A 20005-nucleotide genomic window follows, 5' to 3' on the forward strand; every position below is an offset into this window, starting at 1 on the left:
TTATTTAATTGAAGTCCAGGCAAGGGGATCAAAAGGTTTACTGAGTTTTCTTAATTCAAAGTAAAGACCATTTGATTCATTGCCACCTGTATTGCCTACTAAAGCAATCACATCACCACCACTTACAATTTCACCTGTTTTTTTAATCGTTGATTGATTATTGCCATATAGGCTCATATAGCCTTCGCCATGATCCACAATAATAAGATTACCAAAGCCGCGAAGCCAATCTGCAAAGACAATACGACCCGTGGCAATAGATTTAACTTCATTACCTTCATTCGATTTTATAAATAAACCTTTCCAAGATAAGCCAGTATCTTCTCGCGGGGAACCGAATCGATTAATCACATCGCCTTTCACTGGTAAGCTTAATTTACCGCGTAATGTTTCAAATTTTTGACCTGAAAATGTTTCTGAAGGGATACTCTCATTACGCACAATAGGTGTTTTTGAAGATGACTTTTCTTCTCGTTTTGAAGGAACAGGCGCTGAAGGTAATTTTGCTAAGCGATCGACAAGGTCTGTTAATCTTTTTTCATCTCGAACTAATTTTTGAATTTCATTGCGTTGTTGATTAATTTTTGAAGACAAGCTTGCAATAAGTTTAGCGCGATCTTTCTTGTGAGATTCGAGTTCAGATTTCTTTACTTCTTCTTTTTGTTTTAATCCTGCAATCTCCTTAAGCTTTTGTGCAGTTTCAGCACTATAAGCTTCAATTTTTTTTAAGTTACCTTGCATTTGATAAATACTTTTAGCCCGAGCCTTCGCCACATATGAGTAGTATTGAATATTTCTTGCGACCACACTCGGATTTTCAGATTGAATAATCATTTGCAGATAGCCGGGGTCACCATGAAGATATTGCTGATAGATTTGTTCTCCCAACATTCTTCGCTGGAGATCAACTTGAGATTCTACTGAGTCAGATTGTGCTTTAAGCTCTTGAAGCTTAGTGTAATTTTTCTTCTGTTGAACTGATATTTCATAAAGCGAACGATTCGTATCGCTAATTTGTTTTTCACTTTTTCTTAATTGATCGGTCGCATCTTCTTGTGCTTTTTGTGTTCCACTCAATTCTTTTTTAAGTTGGTCAATTTTTTCATGAACGGCATTCAAGTTTTCTTTGGCTGAATCAGCTTTAGTTGCAGATAAAGCTCCATTAGATAAAAATAAAAGCGATATTAAAATGCATTGAACTAAAAAATTTAATGAAATATTTTTTACTTTAATCATTCAATTGGATTAAGTTTTGTCCTGTCATCTCGGATGGTTGTTTTTCACCCATGAGATGGAGCAGGGTGGGGGCAATATCAGAAAGTCTTCCGTTAGGTTTAATCGTAGCTTTTCGACCAATATAAAGAAAAGGCACCACATTTGTAGTATGTTGGGTATGGGCTTGTTTATTTTTATAATCTTCCATGAGTTCTGCATTGCCATGGTCTGCTGTAATAATGACTTCACCACCTATAGATTCCATAGCATTTACCACTTGACCAATGCATGTGTCGAGCTCTTCCATCGCTTTAATTGCAGCAGTAAGATTACCTGTGTGACCTACCATATCAGCATTCGCAAAATTACATATGATAGCGTGATATTTTTTACTTTGAATGGCGTCACCTAATTTTTGTGCAACTTCAAACGCACTCATTTCAGGTTGCAAATCATAAGTTGCTACCTGAGGAGATGGCACAAGAATACGATCTTCCCCTTCATAAACAGTTTCATTGCCGCCATTAAAGAAAAAAGTAACGTGTGGATATTTTTCTGTTTCCGCAATACGCAATTGTTTTAAACCTAATTTTGAAATGTATTCACCAAATGAATTATTCACAGATATTTGTTTAAAGATAACCGATGATTTTTTGTCATCTGGGTCGTATTGAGTCAAAGTGAAATAGTCGCTAATTTTAATTTTCTTTTGACGCTCAAAAGCGTTAAAGTTGTCTTGTAAAAGTGCGTCAGTAATTTGTCGTGCACGATCGGATCGATAATTCATGAAGACGACCGCATCGTTATCTTGAATAGTAATGGCTTTTTCATTTTCATCATGAATGGATGTAGGTTTAATAAACTCATCCGTTTCATTTCTTTCGTATCCTTCATGAATCGCATCTGCTGCATTCTTTGAGTGGATAGGAGACCCCAGCACTAATGCGTTATACGCTAATTCAACACGTGGCCAACGTTTATCGCGGTCCATTGCATAGTATCGACCTGAAATAGAGGCAATTTTTCCAACACCTATATCTTTTATATGAGATTCGAGTTGTTCGATGAAATGCAAAGCACTTTTAGGGGGTGTGTCTCGACCATCTAAAAAAGGGTGAATATACACATTTTTCAACTCACATTGCTTCGCTATTTTGAGCATGGCGTAGAAATGATCTAAATGGCTATGGACGCCACCATCAGAAAAAAGACCCAAAAGATGTAAAGCCTTGCCATTTTCTTTAAGTGATTTAAATGCGCTAATAAGAGATGTGTTTTTAAAAAAATCACCTGACGTAATGCTTGTGTTAATTCTCTCAAGATCTTGCTGAACAATTCGGCCAGCACCTATATTTAGATGGCCGACTTCTGAATTGCCCATTTGTCCTTTAGGTAAGCCCACAAATTCTTCAGAAGCATTTATAAAGCTATGTGCATATTTATCCCACAAACGATTCCAGTGAGGCATCTTTGCATTTTTAATTGCATTATGATCTTCGTCATCTCGATGACCAAAGCCATCCAAGATAATCAGTAACACAGGTTTTTTTAACATAATAGAAGACATGTATATGTGGCTTTAAAGATTAATGAATTATAATGCTTGTCATAGAATTTCACACTCCTTAACGTTAGTGCCCTATGAAATCAATCAAGATGTATACCAGTGCTTATTGCCCTTATTGCTCAAATGCTGAAAAGCTTTTGTCTAAGAAAGGTATTACGCAAATTGAAAAAATACGCGTTGACGAAGATTTGACTGTTTTAAAAGAGATGATTAAAAAAACTGGACGTCGCACAGTACCTCAAATTTACATTGGCGACTATCATGTGGGTGGATTTGATGATTTAAGATCTCTAGATTTAGAAGGTAAGCTTGATCCACTTCTTGGGATTTCTTAGAAAGATTAACCCTTATTTTATTTAAATATTCTCGATAAAAAGATAGAATGCAGTATTCGTTTAATTAAATAACAGCGGCTTTAAGGTCGCGTGACTGGAAAATAACATGGCAGAAAAAAAGAAAGCAGCTCCTAAATCAACTAAGGCAGAAAAAAGTGTCAAAATTGACCCTCAGGCAAACGGAAGTGCACAACCTGGTTTTGCTATCGAAAAACTTTTTCTTAAAGATGTTTCAGTTGAAGTGCCTAATTCCCCAGACATATTTACACAGCGTGAAGCGCCTCAAATTGCTATTGAATTAGGTAATTCAGGCACGCCTCTTGCTGATGGTTATTTTGAAGTTGCTTTAAAAATTACCGTGACATCTAAAATTGCTGATAAAACAGCCTTCCTTATTGAAGTGACACAAGCAGGTATTTTTGCATTACGTAATATTCCAGAAGAAAATCTTGAGATGATTATCGCGATTACTTGCCCTAATATTTTATTCCCATACGCACGCGAAGCTATTTCAGACTTAGTGATTAAGGCAGGTTTTGCGCCTGTTCTTTTAAATCCAATTAATTTTGAAATGCTCTATATGCAACAAAAGCAGCAAGCATCGGGTAATGCGGTTGACACAAAAAACTAAGTTTTTTTTCCGTTATTTTTTTGTATGGGTTGTGTGTGTCATATCGCAGCCCGCTTATGCCGAATTTCGATCTGTCATATCACCTAAAACCATTCTCTTTGAAGCGCCTTCAGCAACTACTAAAAGAATTTATTTGGTGGGCGAAGGCTATCCTTTAGAAGTTATTGTGAATTTAGGCGACTGGCTAAAGGTAAGAGATCCTTATGGAACCTTAAGCTGGGCCGAATCAAAAAATTTACAATCCAAAAGAACAGTGATTGTGAAGGTAGATAAAGCAAACATATACAAAGAGCCTGAATCTAAATCAGCGCTTATAGCTACAATCGAAAAAGATGTTGTCATTGAACTTTCAGACCCTCTTATCACCAATGGTTGGATTAAAGTGCGATACCAACAAGATTTTGATGGATACATTCAAACCTCTCAAGTGTGGGGAATTTAATTAATTGAAAATTGCAGTATTAGGCGCAGGCGCATGGGGGACAGCTTTGGCGATGCAAATCAGTCAAAAGCATCGAGTCACATTGTGGGCTAGAAATGCAGGTCATATCTCTGGTATGCGTAAAGCAAGATCAAACCCGCTTTATTTAGGTGACTTCTCTTTTAACGATCAATTGATGCTTGAAGATAATTTGCGTGAAGCGATTCATGATGCCGAGCTTATTTTGTCGGTCGTGCCCACCTCAGGTTTTAGAGCTATTCTAAAAGAGATAAGATCCTTAAATCATAAAGCCCCTGTCATATGGGCCAATAAAGGGTTGGAAGCAGGGACCGCAAAATTACCTCATGAAGTCGCTATGGAGGAATTAGGTGACCCTAAAAAAACAGGACAGCATTGGGGTGCTTTATCAGGCCCTAGTTTCGCAGCTGAACTCGTGAGATCTCTGCCTACCGCATTGACCTTAGCTGCAACAGACGAAGCATTTACACAAAGTTTAGCTTCTATTATTCATGGTAATAACTTACGCGTTTATACAAGTCAGGATGTGATTGGTGTTTCTATTGGTGGTGCTCTTAAAAATGTGATTGCTATCGCCGCAGGGATTTCAGACGGTATGGGATTTGGCAATAATGCGAGAGCCGCATTAATTACGCGAGGCTTGGCTGAGATCACGCGTTTTGGGATGAGCTTAGGTGGTCAAAAAGATACTTTTATGGGGCTTACAGGTGCGGGCGATCTAATTTTGACTTGCACTGGAGACTACTCAAGAAATCGTGAAGTAGGTTTAAGACTTGCAAAAGGCCAAACAATTGATGAAGTTTTGAAAGGGTTGGGTCATGTCGCTGAAGGCGTATTCACTGCCAAAGAGGTTGTTAATCGAGCAAAAGCGCTTCATGTCTCTATGCCTATTATGCATGAAGTGAATCAAGTGTTAAGTTTTAGTAAGTCGCCTAAGGAAGCTGTGATCGATTTATTAGGTCGCGAGCAAAAGTCAGAAATACACTAAGTCTAAGACCCCCCTTTAAATCCATTTTGTCGCCAAGCTTCGTAGAGAAGAATTGCGGCTGCATTGGATAAATTTAAGCTCCTGCTACTCTCCGTCATGGGGATCCTGATTTTTTTATCTTCATCAAATTGACTGCGAATCGACTCAGGCAAGCCTCGGGTTTCAGGCCCAAATAAAAAGATATCACCCCCTTGATAAGAAACCTCATGGAAGGGTGTTCCACCTTTAGTGGTGACGGCAAACATGCGACTTTCGCTATGAAGCAATTCGAACGCTGAAAAATTTGGATATGTTTTGACTGAGGCGTATTCGTGATAATCAAGACCTGCACGAACAAGCTGCTTGTCATCTAAGCTAAAGCCCAAGGGTTCAATTAAATGAAGTTGAGTGCCTGTATTGGCGCAAAGCCTAATTATATTTCCAGTATTAGGTGGGATTTCAGGTTCAAAAAGGGCGATAGAAAACATAAGATATAACAACTGATTAATTTTTATACAATTGTAACAAATTATAGTAAAATATCTTAACAATTGGTTTTTAATGATATTTTTACAATTAAATCATATAGATAGGGAATTGTCATGATTGAATCGCAGCCCAATATAAGTCAGCAACCTATTCAATTTGAACGAAAATCACCTAAAAAACCAAAAATGCCGCTAAAAGATCGCTGGTCAATTGCTGAAATCGAAGCTTTATACGCTTTATCTTTCAGCGACCTTATGTTTAAAGCCCAAACCATTCATCGCGAAAATTTTGATCCCAATAAAGTTCAAGTAAGCACGCTGTTGTCCATCAAGACGGGAGGATGTTCAGAGGATTGTGGTTATTGCCCTCAATCTGCCCGCTATGACACCAATGTAGAGAATGAAGCCATGATGCCTATTGATGAGGTGATCAAAGCCGCAAGAGCCGCAAAGCAAGCTGGCGCTAGTCGTTTTTGCATGGGCGCTGCTTGGAGAAGTCCCACGGATAAAGATTTAAAATCCGTGTTAGAGATGATTCAAGAAGTTAAAAAAATGGGACTTGAAACTTGCGCCACTCTTGGTATGTTAAAAGATGGACAAGCGCACAGGCTTAAAGAAGCAGGGCTTGATTATTACAATCACAATTTAGATACTGCGCCTGAATTTTATGGCGATGTGATTTCAACTCGCGTATATCAGGACAGGCTTGACACATTGGATCGCGTTAGAGAAGCTGATCTTCATGTATGTTGCGGTGGAATTGTTGGTATGGGTGAAAGTAGAACTGAGCGAGCAGGATTAATTGCGCAGCTCGCCAACATGGAAAAGCAACCTGAGAGTGTGCCAATTAATTTATTAACGCAAGTAGAAGGTACGCCTTTGCATGGAACTGAACCGCTTGACCTCTTTGAATTTGTTAGGACGATTGCTGTTGCAAGAATTACGATGCCAAAAAGCTATGTTCGACTATCTGCAGGAAGACAATCGATGCATGAGGGTATTCAGTCATTAGCTTTTTTAGCGGGTGCTAATTCAATTTTTTATGGTGAAAAGTTATTAACAACTGACAATCCAGATGTAAAAGTTGATCAAGCTTTATTTAGTAAGTTAGGTATTCATCCTATATAAGCTTCTGATGCTAGATCAAATTCATCGTGAACTTCAATCCTTAAAAGACAATCATCTTTTTAGAACAAGAAAATTATTAAGCGGAAGATTAGGGTCTAATCTTTCTTTCAATCATCAAAATTATTTAAGTTTCTGTTCGAATGATTATTTAGGCCTTTCACAAAATCAATTTATTCAGGATGCATTGATTGAAGGCATTCATTTATCTGGCAATGGTATGGGAGCCTCTCATCTCATTTCAGGTCATCATGAATTCCATGAAGCATTTGAAAATGCATTTAGTGAAGCGCTTTATTTTGAAAGAGCACTTTTATTTTCATCGGGCTATATGGCAAATATGGGGGTCATCTCAGCATTGGCCGGGAAAGATGACGCTATTTTTTCAGATAAGTTAAATCATGCGTCATTAAATGATGCCGCAATTCTCTCTCGCGCCAGCCATAAAAGATACCGACATAATGATATGAGCCATCTTGAAGAGTTAATTCGAGAATCAAAATCAAAAGTTAAAATCATTGTGACAGATGCTGTTTTTAGTATGGATGGTGATATTGCAGATATCCCTCATTTAATTCAATTAGCCGAAGCTTACGATACTTATCTTTATATTGATGATGCACATGGTTTTGGCGTATTAGGCAAAGAAGGAAAGGGTGTATTGCAACATTTTGCTGATCTAGAAAAAATTAACACACCATATTCATCAAGACTAATTTATATGGCAACGTTAGGAAAGTCTGCCGGCATTCATGGCGCTGTGGTTGCTTCGTCAAATAGTCTTATTGAATACCTAGTTCAAAAATCAAAACAATATATTTACACAACTGCCATACCAGCATTTCTTGCTTTTGGACTTAAAGAGTCATTAAATCAAATTTTAAATGCACACGAAGCTAGGGCGCATGTAAAAGATCTTGTAGCATCTTTTAGAATTCATATCAAATTAAAGAAGCTATCTTTAGGTAACTCATTAACACCTATTCAACCTGTAATTGTCGGAAATGAAATTAATGCATTAAGATTAAATAAATGGCTAATAGATAAAGGAATTTATGTGCCGGCGATTAGGCCACCTTCAGTGCCAAAAGGCACTTCAAGAATGAGGATATCATTTTCAGCATTGCATTCACATGAAGATGTAAAAAAAATAATAAAAAATATCATAGATTTTGAAAGTAATTTAGATGCACATTAAAAAAATAGGCCAAGGAAAAGATCTTGTGCTTATTCATGGCTGGGGAATGCATAGCGGTATATGGGAACCTATTATTGATAGATTTTCAAACCAATACACACTTCATCTTGTAGATATCCCAGGTATGGGAAAAAGTCACGTCATTAATCCTTATGATCTAGATCACGTAACTGAGGAAATAAGTAAAGCCTTACCACCCTCATTTGATATTTTAGGCTGGTCTCTAGGCAGTCTTATTGCAATTAAGATGAGTCTTATGTACCCCAAAAAAATTCATCGTATGGTTTTAGTAGGAGGCACGCCTTGTTTTATTAACCAGACAGATTGGAGTTATGGGGTAGATATCAGAGACTTTAATAATTTTGCTAATAATCTTTTTAAAAACTACAAGTCGACCATGATAAATTTTTACATACTACAACTCATGCATTCGAAAAATAGCAAGTTGATTATTAAAAAACTTAAAGAAATCGAGGCGGTAGAAAATCCACCCGAAATTAAATCATTACAACTTGGGCTTGATATCTTATTAAATAATGATTTGCGAAATGATATTAATAAAATTAAACATCAAACACTTTTAATCACAGGCGATATGGATCGCTTAACCCCAAAGTCTGCCTCTATATGGCTTGAAAGTCACTTGAAAGAAAGTCAACTAAAAATTATCAAAGGTGCATCACACATTCCTTTCCTTTCTCATTCGGATGAGTTTTTTAATTGCCTGGATCAATTTTTATTAGCAGCCTAATCATGACTAAAGATCATATTGATAAAAAAAGGGCTCAAGCAGCATTTAATAAAGCTTCGGTTTCTTATGAAGAGGCAGCAGTGCTTCAGAAGCATGTCCTAGGAGAAATGTTTCTTAGATTAAAATTACTCAAAATAAATCCAGAAATAATTCTTGATTTAGGCTGCGGGCCAGGCAATGCAGGCCCTGATTTAAAAGCTACCTATAAGCCCCGTGATCTTATTTATTTGGATTTTGCATATGACATGTTAAAAAAGGCAGAACAGAAAAATAAACATCATTTCTTGAAGTCTTTTTCAAATAAAACCTCACAGCAGTTTATCTGTGCTGATATGGAAGCTATCCCCTTATCAGAAGGTAGTATCGATATGATTTGGTCGAATTTATCACTTCAATGGTGTAATCATCTAGATCAGATATTTACTCAGATAGGAAAAATATTAAAGCACAACGGTCTTTTTATATTTAGCACTTTTGGACCAAGCACACTTCATGAATTAAGAGCTTCTCTCGCATCATTTTCCAAACACTCACATGTGAATCAATTTATCGATATGCATGATATTGGAGATGCGCTTGTGGGTTGCGGATTTTCTGACCCAGTATTAGATGTCGATCTTTATACACTTACTTACAGTACATTTAAAGAAATTATGTATGATCTCAAACATATTGGTGCTCGCAATGCACTAGAAGGAAGGGCTAAGGGCATGACAGGAAAGGGCTTTTTGTATCAATTAGAAAAATCATATGAAACATATAGGACTGATGAAAAATTACCTGCGAGTTACGAGGTTGTTTATGGACATGCGTGGAAAGTAAATAAGCCACTTGACGAATCCTCAGTCGTTAGATTTTATCCAAAGCAATAATGTATACATATTTCATCACTGGAACCGACACTAATATTGGAAAAACAGCAATCACTTGTAGTTTGATTGCTAAATTGACTGAAGAGGGATTTTGTGTGGGTGGAATGAAGCCTGTCGCCGCTGGGTGCCATATAGAAAATGGTCATATGATATCTGATGATGTTAAAAAGATTGCTGAGGTGAGCAATGCTGACATAAATATCAACGAAATTAATCCTTATCAATTTGAAGCCCCAATAGCACCTCATATTAGCTTTAAGAAAAATAAAAAAGAAATCGATATTCATCTAATTAAAAAGTATTTGCGATCATTTGAAAATAAGATGGATTATCTATTTATGGAAGGGGTGGGGGGTTACGCTGTGCCGTTAACAGAGAATTTTTCTACGGCAAATTTGATTGAAGCTCTGAATATACCCATTATTTTAGTTGTAGGTGTAAAGCTAGGCTGTATCAATCATGCTTTATTGACAGTTGAATCAATTCTAAATAAAAAACAAAAACTCTCTGGTTGGGTAGCTAATCGTATTGATGAGCATATGCTTGCTTATGATGAGAATGTATCTTTTTTAAAAGAAAATATTAAGGCACCTTGTTTAGGCGAAGTACCTTATCTTAAAAATTTTGATCCTTACAGAGCATCAAAATTTATTGATATTGCTAAGCTTAACGATAAAGTTGATTTATATTAATGTAGTCGGCAATTACTTCAGGCACGAGTTGTATAAGATTCTTATGCAAATGAATTGCGTTCCGAATTTGAGATGATGAAACGTCAGTATACTCAAATTGTTTCACCATAATTAAACCGTAAGCTGATGTTTCGATATCTTCTATCTTTTGAGTAAGTCTTTTATTCCATTCTTTTTTTAGATCTGGCGTTAATTGATCTGAGTGAATAGGCGATTCTCGTCTCTCAACAATTAATATATGGCAATAATTAAAAAGCTCATTCCATAAATGCCAGGATTCAAGTTTCAGAAAAGCATCACTTCCCATTAAAAAACATAAAGCCTGGTTTTCTTCTTTTTCTTGTGTAAGTCTTTTTAATGTTTCAATTGTATAAGAGGCCTGAAGATCGTTCTCATATTTTTTAATTTCTCGATCATCGGTCAAAAATCCTGCATAAGGCTTTAAAGCGAGATTAAGCATTTCTAAGCGATGCTTGTTCTCTAATACGATATTTTTATGAGGTGCTAGGCCGGACGGGATAAAAAGAACTTTTGACAAAGAAGCGAAGCTCTTCCAAGCTTGAGCTAATTTAATATGACCATAATGGATTGGGTTAAATGTACCGCCAAACACACCAATAAGCTTCAAAGACATTCCTTATTTGCGAGTATGACCGTTGCCTAATACAATATACTTTAGCGAGGTGAGCCCTTCAAGACCGACAGGACCTCTTACATGTAATTTATTCGTTGAAATACCTATTTCAGCACCTAGGCCATATTCAAAGCCATCTGCAAATCGAGTTGAAGCGTTTACCATAACACTGCTTGAATCAACTTCTTTCAAGAATTGCATCGCACGCTCATAATTTTCTGTAACTATAGCGTCGGTGTGATGAGAGGAATATTGATTGATATGATGAATAGCTTCATCGATATCAATTACAATCTTGCATGAAATGATTGCATCAAGATATTCAGTATAAAAATCATTCTCACTTGCTTTTTTAATACCCTTAACATGTTTCAATGTTTCCTTGCATCCGCGAACCTCCACCTTATGTTGATGCAGCATTTTCACAATTTTAGGTAAGAAATCGCGTGCAATATGCTTCGAAATTAAAAGTGATTCAGTGGTATTGCATGTACCCAATCTCTGAGTTTTAGAATTCTCAATAATTTTGAGCGTCTTATTTAAGTCTGCATCTTTATCAACAAAGACGTGACAATTTCCATCTAAATGTTTAATAACAGGAACAGTTGCTTCATCACTAATCATTTTAGTTAAGCTTTTACCGCCTCTTGGTATGATGACATCAATGTAATCATTAAGCTTAATCATGCCTTTGACGATAGATCTATCCGTAGAGTCGATTACCTGAACAGCCTTAATAGAAAGACCAGATTTTTTCAGCGCCTCATGAATAAGGCCGCTTAAAGCAATATTAGAATGAATAGATTCACTACCCCCTCTTAATATAATGGCATTTCCTGACTTAATAGATAAACTCGCCGCATCAATAGTCACGTTAGGACGAGATTCATAAATCATACCTATGACGCCAAGAGCAACACGCATTTGACCAACTTGAATACCTGATGGACGTGCATTCAAATGCATAATTTCACCAATAGGATCTCTCAGATCGACAATTTCTTGTATGCCGTTAATCATTGCATCAATGGTTTTACTCGAAATGATTAGGCGGTCGATAGAAGCACGATCTAATTTATTTTTTTTCGCCGCCTTTACGTCCTTTTCATTGGCTTTTAAAATGGTTGCGGCTTTTGAATTTAAAAGCTCAATGAGAAAAGTCAAAGCATCATTTTTTTGTTGAGTTGATACTTTAGCCATCAGGTGCGAAGCTTTTTTTGCTTCTAGACCGATATTTTTAAGGTATTGATTAGTGTTTGTCATGGATGAATTATACGCGTTAAGAAATTACCTTGTATAGGATCAAATTTTTCGACTTCGAGATGCTATTTTTGCAAGCCCTAGACAAAGTCTACCCGTTTCTAACCAGGCGTCGCCCGGGGAAACACCTTTTGATATTTTATCGATTTCAGATAACTTTTGAATAGCCGCCCTTAAATGCTTAACTGAAAAAAAAGATAGCGCTTTTTTAACGTAAGTAAGCTTATCTCCAAATATTCTTGATTTTGTAAGATAATTTTCTAAAGATTGACCTCTAAAATCAAGCTCTTTTATTTCAAGCATAGGTTTTAATACCCAAGAAAGAGAGCTTGTTATGCTAATTGGATTTTGACCCTCTTCTTTTAAACAATTGAGTGTCGACAAGGTTTTTATCTGATCACCATTTAATACATATTCAGTGAGTTCAAAAGTATCATAACGAGATACATTAGAGATAGACTGGGAAACTTTATCGTATGAAATTGATTGATTTGGGAAAAGCAATGCTAATTTATTCAATTCCTGGTCTGCAGCAAGCATATTGCCATGAACAAATTGACTGACAAGCTGAATACTTTCTTCATCTAGGTTTATTGATAATAATAAAGCTCTTTTTTTTAACCAAGAAGTAAGTTCACCCGGCTTAATCTCATCAAGCCTAATCATGCAAGATTTTTTTTCAAGTTCCTTAAACCATTTCTGCTGCTTTGTTTCCCTGTCTGTTTCGGGTAAGTGAACAATTAGTAGGTCGTCTTGAGAAAAATTTTGTAGAATCTCATAAAAGGATTCGCCACTTTCTGCATTTATTTTTCCTGAGGGAATGACGATTTCAATAATGCGCTTTTGAGAAAACAAACCCTGAGCAGAAAGGGATGAAGCGCATTGATCCCATTTAAAATAGCGATCAATAGTAAAAGTCAACTTTTCTAAGTAAGAATGTTCTTTTGCAAATTGACGAAGGATGTCGAAAGCTTCTTTTCGTGAGAGAGCTTCATCCCCCAAAAGAAGAAATTTTGATAGCTGATTTTTTTGAAGCTCCTTATGAAGTGCTTCCGAATCAAATGCCGCCATTAATTATTTTTTAATAACTTGAATTTGATTAAATAGACTTGTGATGGCTTCAATACGCATAGCTTCGTTAAGCTGCCTTTCTTCCTCTTCTTTACCAATAAGATTTGAATCACTGTAAGTAAAGTCCTTGCGTGTTTCTATTATGTTTTCTTGGCTCCAAATTTCACTGTCGCTAGTTTTAATACGATAACGAACTCTATAAAAAATTTCAAATTCTCGAACAAGGCCCTGGCCACTCAAAGACAGAATTCTTTTTTCACTTTCTTCGCTCAGGAGCTCAACTCTTAATTCTGGATTCTCTGTGGAGGAAACAATAGCTACTTTATTAGTATTTAAGATTTTCTTGAGATTTTTTGTGAGACTTAATTCTTTGCCTTCTAGACTAATTGTTTTAAATGATATTTCTGTCATCCCTCTCAAATGAAATCCACAACTTGTAATCACCAGAAGTAATAATATAGCTATAAGTTTTTTTTGTATAAAATTCATAATTTATCCTGTGACGATATTAATGAGTTTTTTAGGTACAAATATCAATTTCTTAACTTTACTTTCAAGGCTTATAAATCGCTTAACGTCCTCATTTTCGAGGGCCATGAGCTCAATATCTTTTTGTGTAAGATCAGCTGATACTAGCATATTTCCTCTAAGTTTTCCGTTCACTTGAATCACCATTTCATATTCGTTCTTAATTAATGCGCTTGGGTCAGCTTTAGGCCAAACCTCTTGATCGATCGCAGTATTAAAAAGATGATCCCATAAGGCATGACAAATATGAGGCACAAAAGGATTGAGTAACAAAATAACATTTTGTATCACTTCTTGTTTGACTGAAACTGTTATAGCATCTTCACCTTCCACTTTTGCAAAGGTATTCATAAGCTCCATCACAGAAGATATGGCTGTATTAAAACTATGTCTTCTTTGAATATCATCTGTAATTTTTTGTATGGTCTGATGTAACTCAAATCTTAAATTTTTTGTTTGAGCCGTGAGCTCTCCTTCTTTATAAGGCGCAATTTTACCTTTGGTATGATGATCATAAACAGCTTTCCAAAGCCGCTTTAAAAAGCGATTCGCTCCCTCAACACCACTATCGGACCATTCTAAACTTTGCTCAGGAGGGGCTGCAAACATAATAAAAAGTCTTGCGGTGTCAGCACCGAACTGATCAATAAGTGATTGAGGATCTACAGTATTGCCTTTTGATTTTGACATTTTGGTGCCATTTTTTAATACCATACCTTGTGTTAAAAGATTTTTAAATGGCTCTGAATGTTTAATGAGGCCAAGGTCTCTTAAGATCTTATTAAAAAAGCGTGCATATAATAAATGTAAGATGGCATGCTCAATACCGCCGATGTATTGATCAACAGGCATCCAGTAATCACTTCTTTCATCCACCATAGCATTTTGATTGTTATAACTTGGATAGCGAGCAAAGTACCAAGATGACTCTACAAAAGTATCCATCGTATCTGTTTCTCTTTCAGCTGGCTTGCCGCAGGAAGGACAGGTTGTTTTGTAAAAAGATTCATCTTGTTTGATAGGGGATCCAACACCATGCATAACGATGGACTCAGGCAGCACTACGGGTAAATCTTTTTCTGGCACAGGTACTTCGCCACATGAATGACATTTAATAATAGGTATTGGGCATCCCCAATAACGCTGCCTTGAAATTCCCCAGTCACGTAATCTAAACTGCGTTGTTTTTTTACCTTTATGGAGAGAAGTTAGTTTATTAACAATGGCATCAAATGCCTCCTGAAATTCTAAGCCATTAAATTCACCCGAATTAATTAACCGCCCATAATCAGTGTAAGCACCCTCTTCAAGGTTCATTGTTTTTGCATCAATCGGCTCAATAACTTGTTCAATGTTGAGGTTGTATTTTTTTGCAAAATGAAAATCTCTTTCATCATGCGCAGGAACTGCCATGACTGCTCCTGAGCCATAACTTATAAGAACATAATTAGCTATCCAAATCGGTACTTCTTTTTGTGTGATAGGGTGAATAGCTCGGAGCCCAGAGTCGATACCTATTTTTTCTGCAGTGGCAAGATCTGCCTCAGCAGCGCTGCCTCTTGAACATTCGTTAATGAATGCTTCAATTGTAGGATTATTTTTTTTAATTAATGAAGCAAGGGGATGCTCTGCTGCAATAGCTAAGTAAGTCACACCTAAAAGTGTGTCTGGTCGGGTAGTATAGATTTTAACGTGGTCAGCATGATCTTTAATAGAAAATTCAATTTCACAGCCATAACTTTTACCAATCCAATTTCTTTGCATGGTTTTGACTTGCTCTGGCCAGCCTTCAAGACCATCTAAATCCCTTAAAAGCTCATCCGCATATTCAGTAATTTTCATAAAATATTGAGGAATTTCTTTTTTCTCAATAACAGCGCCAGATCGCCATCCTTTTCCATCAATTACTTGTTCATTAGCAAGGACAGTTTGATCAACCGGATCCCAATTAACTGTAGAAATTTTTTTGTAAATTAATTTCTTTTTAAAGAGTTCAGTAAATAACCATTGCTCCCATTTGTAATACTCTGGTCGACATGTTGCAATTTCTCTTTTCCAGTCAATAGCAAGGCCCAGTTGTTTTAATTGGTGCTTCATGTAATCAATATTGCTATAGGTCCAAGCAGCAGGAGCAGATTTATTTTGTAATGCCGCATTCTCAGCAGGCAAACCAAAAGCATCCCAGCCCATGGGCTGTAATACATTAAAACCAAGCATGCGATGAAAGCGACTTAATACATCGCCGATCGTGTAATTTCTAACGTGCCCCATATGAAGTTTTCCGCTTGGATAAGGGAACATAGAAAGACAATAATATTTTGGTTTTTTAGAGTCTTCTGAAACAGAGAATGTAAGCTCCATATCCCAATAAGATCGAACTTTTTCTTCAATACTTTTAAAAGGGTAGTTGGATTGCATGTACTAATTAATTTGATCAAAAATTGTTTTTTGGATATCTTTAACATCACCGAGGCCATTAATCTTAATATAGCGAAGCTCTTGAATTTCAGACGCTGCCCATTTTGAATAATAATCAACAAGTGGCTTTGTTTGGCTGTGATAAACGTCAAGACGTTTTAGAATGGTTTCTTTTTTATCATCATCTCTCTGAATAAGAGGCTCACCTGTGATGTCATCCTGATCTTGAATTTTAGGGGGATTATTATGAATATGATAAATGCGACCTGAAGCAATATGCGTCCTTCGGCCGCTTAACCTATCTACAATAATGTTATCTGGCACATCAATTTCAATGACTATATCAATCCTAATGGAAGCCTGTTTCATTGCTTCGGCTTGAGGAATAGTTCTAGGAAAGCCATCTAACAAGAAGCCTTGTTTACAATCGCTATCTTGTATCCGCTCTTTAACTAATTCAATAATAAGTTGATCTGGAACAAGCGCGCCACTATCCATAAATTGTTTGGCTTCAAAACCTAATTTTGTGTTTGCTTTAATAGCAGAACGAAGCATGTCTCCAGTAGATATTTGGGGGATATTAAATTTGTCTTTAAGTATCTGGGCTTGTGTACCCTTACCGGCACCCGGCGCTCCTAGTAGAACAATTCTCATGTATCTCTCCTTAAGTCTTAATTATATCAGCCGATGTTGATTTCTCATGGCTATTAGCCTGTATAAATTAATCCAGATAATTTGAAATTTTTACGAAATCAGATACTGATAAATTTTCGGCTCTTAACTGTGGATTGATACCTATTTTCTCAAAGTCATTTTCGTTAATTAAGGATTTAAGTGTATTGCGAATAGTCTTTCTTCTTTGGGAGAAAGCTTCCTTAACAATCTTCCCAAACTGATTGATATTGTTAGCTATAAAAGGGTATTGCTCGTAAGGAATGAGCCTTACGAAAGATGATTCAACTTTAGGCTCCGGATCGAATGCCTCTTTCGGCACATGAACCAAATGCTCCATTGAAAAATAATATTGAAGCATCACTGATAGTCTCCCGTAATCGGAAGACGAAGGTGTGGCGATCATACGATCTACTACTTCTTTTTGTAACATAAAATGAAGATCTTTAATAATTACAATATTTTCAATACATTTAAAAAGGACAGGCGTTGAAATGTTGTAAGGTAAATTACCTACAATTCTTACTTTTTGGTCGAACTGATGAAAGTTAAAATTTAGAACATCCTCATTGAATATGGTAATTTTTTTTTTGGGGTATTCTTTTTCCATCCAACTTACAATATCTCGATCAAGTTCAATAGCTAACAGATGATTAGATTTCTCGAGAAGCGGTTTTGTAAGCGCCCCAAGGCCAGGCCCTATTTCAATAAGAGCATCATCTAGAAGAGGGTTGATTGATTGAATGATTGAATGAATAATCGAAGCATCTTTGAGAAAATTTTGCCCAAATTTTTTCTTAGCAATATGTTTCATACGTGAGATTTTTGAGCCAAATCGATTGCTAAATCAATTGCACTGTAAAAGCTATTTGGATCTATGTTGCCTACTCCAGCTAAATCGATAGCAGTTCCATGGTCCACTGAGGTTCTAATAATGGGAAGGCCAAGGGTAACATTTACACCTAAGCCAAAATTAGCATGTTTAAAAACTGCGAGACCTTGGTCATGGTACATTGCCAAAAAGCAGTCAGCTTTTTGGATATACTTTTCTGTGAAAAGCGTATCTGCTGGGAGAGGACCCTCAATCAACATCCCTTCTAATTTTAATTTGTTGATGACTGGCGTGAGAATATTAATTTCTTCTAAACCTAAAATGCCATTTTCCCCTGCATGCGGATTAAGACCTGCAACAAAAATTTTGGGGCTATTTATTTTAAATCGATGAATCAAGTCGCGATGAATTGTTCTTAGTGTTTGCTCGAGTTTTTCTGATGTGATCAAGCGACTCACTTGTGATAGCGGCACATGTGTTGTTACAAGTGCAACTTTCATAGTTTTAGAGGTTAACATCATAACTTCATTTTTGGTATCAGTATAATGCGCAATATATTCAGTATGGCCTGTAAAAGGCTGGCTTTCATTGATGATGCTTTTATGAATAGGAGCTGTGACAAGCGCATCAAAAGATTTATTTAAGCAGCCGTCTAATGCAAAGTTTAGGACATCAATAACATATTGATTATTTTTAGGATTAAGCAGCCCTGTCTGAATGTTTTCGCAAGCAGGAATATGATGTATGGAAAGTGAGTGATCGCCCTTATGCTCTATAGAAGTATTCTCATAAAATGTAATCGATTTATTGAGTTGAGCAGCTCTATCAGCTAACGCATTCTTATCGCCAACCACTGTAATAAATGCAGGAAATTTTTTTGTGCTAAGAAGTACACAAAGATCAAGCCCAATGCCTGAAGGCTCGCCTGAGCTTATGACGATATGTGGCTTAAAAGAAGTCAAGATATTAAATTAAAAGTTGTCTTCTAAGCGAAGCTCTACAAAAGAGCGGTCTCTTAATTCTTGCAGCCAATCTTGGTAAGCCTCTTCAGATTTTCGTATTTTGATTTGTTGTCTCGATTGAATGCGAGCTGATTCTTTCGACATATCTTGAGATCTTTTTTCAAGAACTTGAATAAGATGCCATCCAAATGGAGTTTTAATAGGATCGCTGATTTGATTTATATTAAGTTGTTTCATTGTTTTTTCAAATTCAGGCACAGTATCTCCTGGATTGATCCAGCCTAGATCCCCACCATTGGTTGCAGAAGGATCTTCCGAATATTGCTTTGCCAGATCCTCAAACTTTATACCATTTTCTAATCGCTCCTTAATTCCCATCAATTTTTGACGGCCCTCATTTTCAGAGGTAATTTCAGAAAGCTTAATTAAAATATGCCTTACATGTGTTTGCTCTATAACAAGAGGAGCGCTCGATCCTTTTTTATTGATTAATTTAAGGATATGAAAACCATTAGGACTTCTTAAAATTGGGGTAAGCAAGCCCACTTCTATTTTTTTAAGAGCATCCACAAATAATGTTGGTAAATCTGAAGCTTTTTTCCAGCCCAGACTGCCCCCCTCAAGCGCATTAGGTGTCTCTGAAAATGCTGCAGAGACTTGCGTAAAATTCTTACCTGATTGAATTTGTTTAGAAGCTTCTTCCGCCTTATTCTTTAGTTTTTCAAGCTTTTCAGGGGAAACGTCCTCAGGAACACGAATAAGAATATGGGCGACCTCATATTCATCCTGAATTTCTTTTGATTGAGCATTTAAGAAATTATCAATTTCACCATCCGTAATAACAATTTTGCTATCAACTTCACGCTCTTTTAATTGTGCAATTGTGATTTCATTTCTAATTTCTTCTCTAAATTTATAAAAATTAGTACCATCTTTTTCTAGCGTTTTTTTAAAATCAACCACATTAAGCTTATTTTTTTCTGCAATACGCTCAATAGTTTTATCAACCTGGGCGTCGTTGATTTTTAGTCCAGTTTGAAGAGCAAGTTGGATCTGAATGCTGTTAGCAATTAATCTTTCCATCACTTGTTTTCTTAAAACACTTTCAGAAGGAATTTCAATTTTCTGATTTTTTAAGTTGCTAATCACCGAATTGATTTTTTCTTGTAATTCTTTTTCGGTAATAACATCTTGATCAACTACAGCGATAATTCGGTCTAGTTTTTGAATGCTACTTTCTGTTTTTGAATAACCATAAGAGCTAATTGTCATGGCTAAAAGGATGAAAGCTATTTGGAAAAAAGATATTAATTTTTTAAGTTGCATA

The 20005-nt window shown here is 36.3% G+C and carries 21 protein-coding genes; 9 read left to right on the top strand and 12 right to left on the bottom strand.

Going from position 1 to position 20005, the window contains the following annotated elements; all coding sequences use genetic code 11:
- Together BN1208_RS01695 and gpmI are read right to left on the bottom strand one after the other, a co-directional pair.
- Entirely contained in the window at positions 1-1236 is a 1236-nt protein-coding gene (locus BN1208_RS01695; protein WP_046487243.1) for a murein hydrolase activator EnvC family protein, read from the bottom strand.
- Positions 1229-2770: a 2,3-bisphosphoglycerate-independent phosphoglycerate mutase gene (gpmI, locus tag BN1208_RS01700; protein WP_046489169.1), complete on the bottom strand. Its 1542-nt coding sequence runs from the start codon at positions 2768-2770 to the stop codon at positions 1229-1231. The genes BN1208_RS01695 and gpmI overlap by 8 nt, the downstream gene beginning before the upstream one ends.
- Positions 2771-2856: 86 nt before the next feature.
- On the opposite strand from gpmI, the gene grxC reads away from it, so the two are divergent.
- From grxC to BN1208_RS01720, 4 genes are all read left to right on the top strand, one after another.
- Positions 2857-3117 carry a glutaredoxin 3 gene (gene grxC / locus BN1208_RS01705; protein ID WP_046487246.1) on the top strand — a complete coding sequence of 87 codons (261 nt, stop codon included), beginning with the start codon at positions 2857-2859 and terminating at the stop codon, positions 3115-3117.
- 106 nt (positions 3118-3223) lie between these two features.
- Positions 3224-3748, top strand: coding sequence for a protein-export chaperone SecB (gene secB / locus BN1208_RS01710; protein WP_082092816.1), 525 nt, complete (start codon positions 3224-3226; stop codon positions 3746-3748).
- Complete coding sequence (locus tag BN1208_RS01715) at positions 3732-4190, top strand: SH3 domain-containing protein (RefSeq protein ID WP_052734602.1); 459 nt, start codon at positions 3732-3734, stop codon at positions 4188-4190. The genes secB and BN1208_RS01715 overlap by 17 nt, the downstream gene beginning before the upstream one ends.
- Positions 4191-4194: 4 nt before the next feature.
- Positions 4195-5196, top strand: coding sequence for an NAD(P)H-dependent glycerol-3-phosphate dehydrogenase (locus BN1208_RS01720; RefSeq protein WP_082092818.1), 1002 nt, complete (start codon positions 4195-4197; stop codon positions 5194-5196).
- Positions 5197-5198: 2 nt separating this feature from the next.
- Here BN1208_RS01720 and trmL read toward each other — a convergent pair whose 3' ends face one another.
- Positions 5199-5663, bottom strand: coding sequence for a tRNA (uridine(34)/cytosine(34)/5-carboxymethylaminomethyluridine(34)-2'-O)-methyltransferase TrmL (gene trmL, locus BN1208_RS01725; RefSeq protein ID WP_046487248.1), 465 nt, complete (start codon positions 5661-5663; stop codon positions 5199-5201).
- 186 nt (positions 5664-5849) lie between these two features.
- Between trmL and bioB the strand changes: the two genes are divergently transcribed.
- From bioB to bioD, 5 genes are read left to right on the top strand one after another with little or no spacing between them, the layout of a single operon-like run.
- The gene (bioB, locus tag BN1208_RS01730) at positions 5850-6791 is read left to right on the top strand and encodes a biotin synthase BioB (RefSeq protein WP_231854593.1); all 942 of its coding nucleotides are present in this window, start codon (positions 5850-5852) and stop codon (positions 6789-6791) included.
- Between the two features lie 7 nt (positions 6792-6798).
- Entirely contained in the window at positions 6799-7986 is a 1188-nt protein-coding gene (locus BN1208_RS01735) for an aminotransferase class I/II-fold pyridoxal phosphate-dependent enzyme (protein WP_046487251.1), read from the top strand.
- On the top strand, positions 7976-8737 hold the full coding sequence (gene bioH, locus BN1208_RS01740) for a pimeloyl-ACP methyl ester esterase BioH (protein WP_046487253.1): 762 nt from the start codon (positions 7976-7978) through the stop codon (positions 8735-8737). Before BN1208_RS01735 ends, bioH begins: the two co-directional genes overlap by 11 nt.
- A gap of 2 nt (positions 8738-8739) precedes the next feature.
- Positions 8740-9609, top strand: coding sequence for a malonyl-ACP O-methyltransferase BioC (gene bioC / locus BN1208_RS01745; protein WP_046487255.1), 870 nt, complete (start codon positions 8740-8742; stop codon positions 9607-9609).
- Entirely contained in the window at positions 9609-10301 is a 693-nt protein-coding gene (gene bioD / locus BN1208_RS01750) for a dethiobiotin synthase (protein WP_046487258.1), read from the top strand. Before bioC ends, bioD begins: the two co-directional genes overlap by 1 nt.
- Here the strand turns inward: bioD and nadD are convergent.
- The 9 genes from nadD to BN1208_RS07420 all read right to left on the bottom strand — a co-directional run bounded on the left by nadD (position 10276) and on the right by BN1208_RS07420 (position 20004).
- The gene (gene nadD / locus BN1208_RS01755) at positions 10276-10935 is read right to left on the bottom strand and encodes a nicotinate-nucleotide adenylyltransferase (RefSeq protein WP_052734603.1); all 660 of its coding nucleotides are present in this window, start codon (positions 10933-10935) and stop codon (positions 10276-10278) included. The two genes, bioD and nadD, sit on opposite strands and share 26 nt — an antisense overlap.
- 3 nt (positions 10936-10938) lie before the next feature.
- The gene (locus BN1208_RS01760; RefSeq protein WP_046487261.1) at positions 10939-12198 is read right to left on the bottom strand and encodes a glutamate-5-semialdehyde dehydrogenase; all 1260 of its coding nucleotides are present in this window, start codon (positions 12196-12198) and stop codon (positions 10939-10941) included.
- A 39-nt stretch (positions 12199-12237) separates the two neighbouring features.
- On the bottom strand, positions 12238-13266 hold the full coding sequence (gene holA, locus BN1208_RS01765; RefSeq protein ID WP_046487264.1) for a DNA polymerase III subunit delta: 1029 nt from the start codon (positions 13264-13266) through the stop codon (positions 12238-12240).
- A gap of 3 nt (positions 13267-13269) precedes the next feature.
- The gene (locus tag BN1208_RS01770) at positions 13270-13755 is read right to left on the bottom strand and encodes an LPS-assembly lipoprotein LptE (protein WP_046487267.1); all 486 of its coding nucleotides are present in this window, start codon (positions 13753-13755) and stop codon (positions 13270-13272) included.
- Between the two features lie 3 nt (positions 13756-13758).
- Positions 13759-16212 (bottom strand): leucine--tRNA ligase, encoded by a 2454-nt coding sequence (gene leuS, locus BN1208_RS01775; RefSeq protein WP_046487270.1) that lies wholly within the window; start codon positions 16210-16212, stop codon positions 13759-13761.
- 3 nt (positions 16213-16215) lie between these two features.
- On the bottom strand, positions 16216-16866 hold the full coding sequence (adk, locus tag BN1208_RS01780; protein ID WP_046487272.1) for an adenylate kinase: 651 nt from the start codon (positions 16864-16866) through the stop codon (positions 16216-16218).
- Between the two features lie 67 nt (positions 16867-16933).
- Positions 16934-17698, bottom strand: a complete 765-nt coding sequence (rsmA, locus tag BN1208_RS01785; RefSeq protein ID WP_046487275.1) for a 16S rRNA (adenine(1518)-N(6)/adenine(1519)-N(6))-dimethyltransferase RsmA — start codon at positions 17696-17698, stop codon at positions 16934-16936.
- Positions 17695-18678 carry a 4-hydroxythreonine-4-phosphate dehydrogenase PdxA gene (pdxA, locus tag BN1208_RS01790; protein ID WP_046487279.1) on the bottom strand — a complete coding sequence of 328 codons (984 nt, stop codon included), beginning with the start codon at positions 18676-18678 and terminating at the stop codon, positions 17695-17697. Before pdxA ends, rsmA begins: the two co-directional genes overlap by 4 nt.
- Before the next feature lie 9 nt (positions 18679-18687).
- The gene (locus BN1208_RS07420) at positions 18688-20004 is read right to left on the bottom strand and encodes a peptidylprolyl isomerase (RefSeq protein WP_082092868.1); all 1317 of its coding nucleotides are present in this window, start codon (positions 20002-20004) and stop codon (positions 18688-18690) included.
- Between the last annotated feature and the right edge of the window lies 1 nt (position 20005).

Source organism: Candidatus Methylopumilus planktonicus (genome assembly GCF_000981505.1).
Taxonomy (GTDB): domain Bacteria; phylum Pseudomonadota; class Gammaproteobacteria; order Burkholderiales; family Methylophilaceae; genus Methylopumilus; species Methylopumilus planktonicus.

What these genes read in the sequence shown, in the direction of transcription:
- BN1208_RS01695 (WP_046487243.1), bottom strand. Translation starts at nt 1,236, where the DNA reads ATGATTAAAGTAAAAAATATTTCATTAAATTTTTTAGTTCAATGCATT.
- gpmI (WP_046489169.1), bottom strand. Translation starts at nt 2,770, where the DNA reads ATGTTAAAAAAACCTGTGTTACTGATTATCTTGGATGGCTTTGGTCAT.
- grxC (WP_046487246.1), top strand. Translation starts at nt 2,857, where the DNA reads ATGAAATCAATCAAGATGTATACCAGTGCTTATTGCCCTTATTGCTCA.
- secB (WP_082092816.1), top strand. Translation starts at nt 3,224, where the DNA reads ATGGCAGAAAAAAAGAAAGCAGCTCCTAAATCAACTAAGGCAGAAAAA.
- trmL (WP_046487248.1), bottom strand. Translation starts at nt 5,663, where the DNA reads ATGTTTTCTATCGCCCTTTTTGAACCTGAAATCCCACCTAATACTGGA.
- bioB (WP_231854593.1), top strand. Translation starts at nt 5,850, where the DNA reads ATGCCGCTAAAAGATCGCTGGTCAATTGCTGAAATCGAAGCTTTATAC.
- BN1208_RS01735 (WP_046487251.1), top strand. Translation starts at nt 6,799, where the DNA reads ATGCTAGATCAAATTCATCGTGAACTTCAATCCTTAAAAGACAATCAT.
- bioH (WP_046487253.1), top strand. Translation starts at nt 7,976, where the DNA reads ATGCACATTAAAAAAATAGGCCAAGGAAAAGATCTTGTGCTTATTCAT.
- bioC (WP_046487255.1), top strand. Translation starts at nt 8,740, where the DNA reads ATGACTAAAGATCATATTGATAAAAAAAGGGCTCAAGCAGCATTTAAT.
- bioD (WP_046487258.1), top strand. Translation starts at nt 9,609, where the DNA reads ATGTATACATATTTCATCACTGGAACCGACACTAATATTGGAAAAACA.
- nadD (WP_052734603.1), bottom strand. Translation starts at nt 10,935, where the DNA reads ATGTCTTTGAAGCTTATTGGTGTGTTTGGCGGTACATTTAACCCAATC.
- BN1208_RS01760 (WP_046487261.1), bottom strand. Translation starts at nt 12,198, where the DNA reads ATGACAAACACTAATCAATACCTTAAAAATATCGGTCTAGAAGCAAAA.
- holA (WP_046487264.1), bottom strand. Translation starts at nt 13,266, where the DNA reads ATGGCGGCATTTGATTCGGAAGCACTTCATAAGGAGCTTCAAAAAAAT.
- BN1208_RS01770 (WP_046487267.1), bottom strand. Translation starts at nt 13,755, where the DNA reads ATGAATTTTATACAAAAAAAACTTATAGCTATATTATTACTTCTGGTG.
- leuS (WP_046487270.1), bottom strand. Translation starts at nt 16,212, where the DNA reads ATGCAATCCAACTACCCTTTTAAAAGTATTGAAGAAAAAGTTCGATCT.
- adk (WP_046487272.1), bottom strand. Translation starts at nt 16,866, where the DNA reads ATGAGAATTGTTCTACTAGGAGCGCCGGGTGCCGGTAAGGGTACACAA.
- rsmA (WP_046487275.1), bottom strand. Translation starts at nt 17,698, where the DNA reads ATGAAACATATTGCTAAGAAAAAATTTGGGCAAAATTTTCTCAAAGAT.
- BN1208_RS07420 (WP_082092868.1), bottom strand. Translation starts at nt 20,004, where the DNA reads ATGCAACTTAAAAAATTAATATCTTTTTTCCAAATAGCTTTCATCCTT.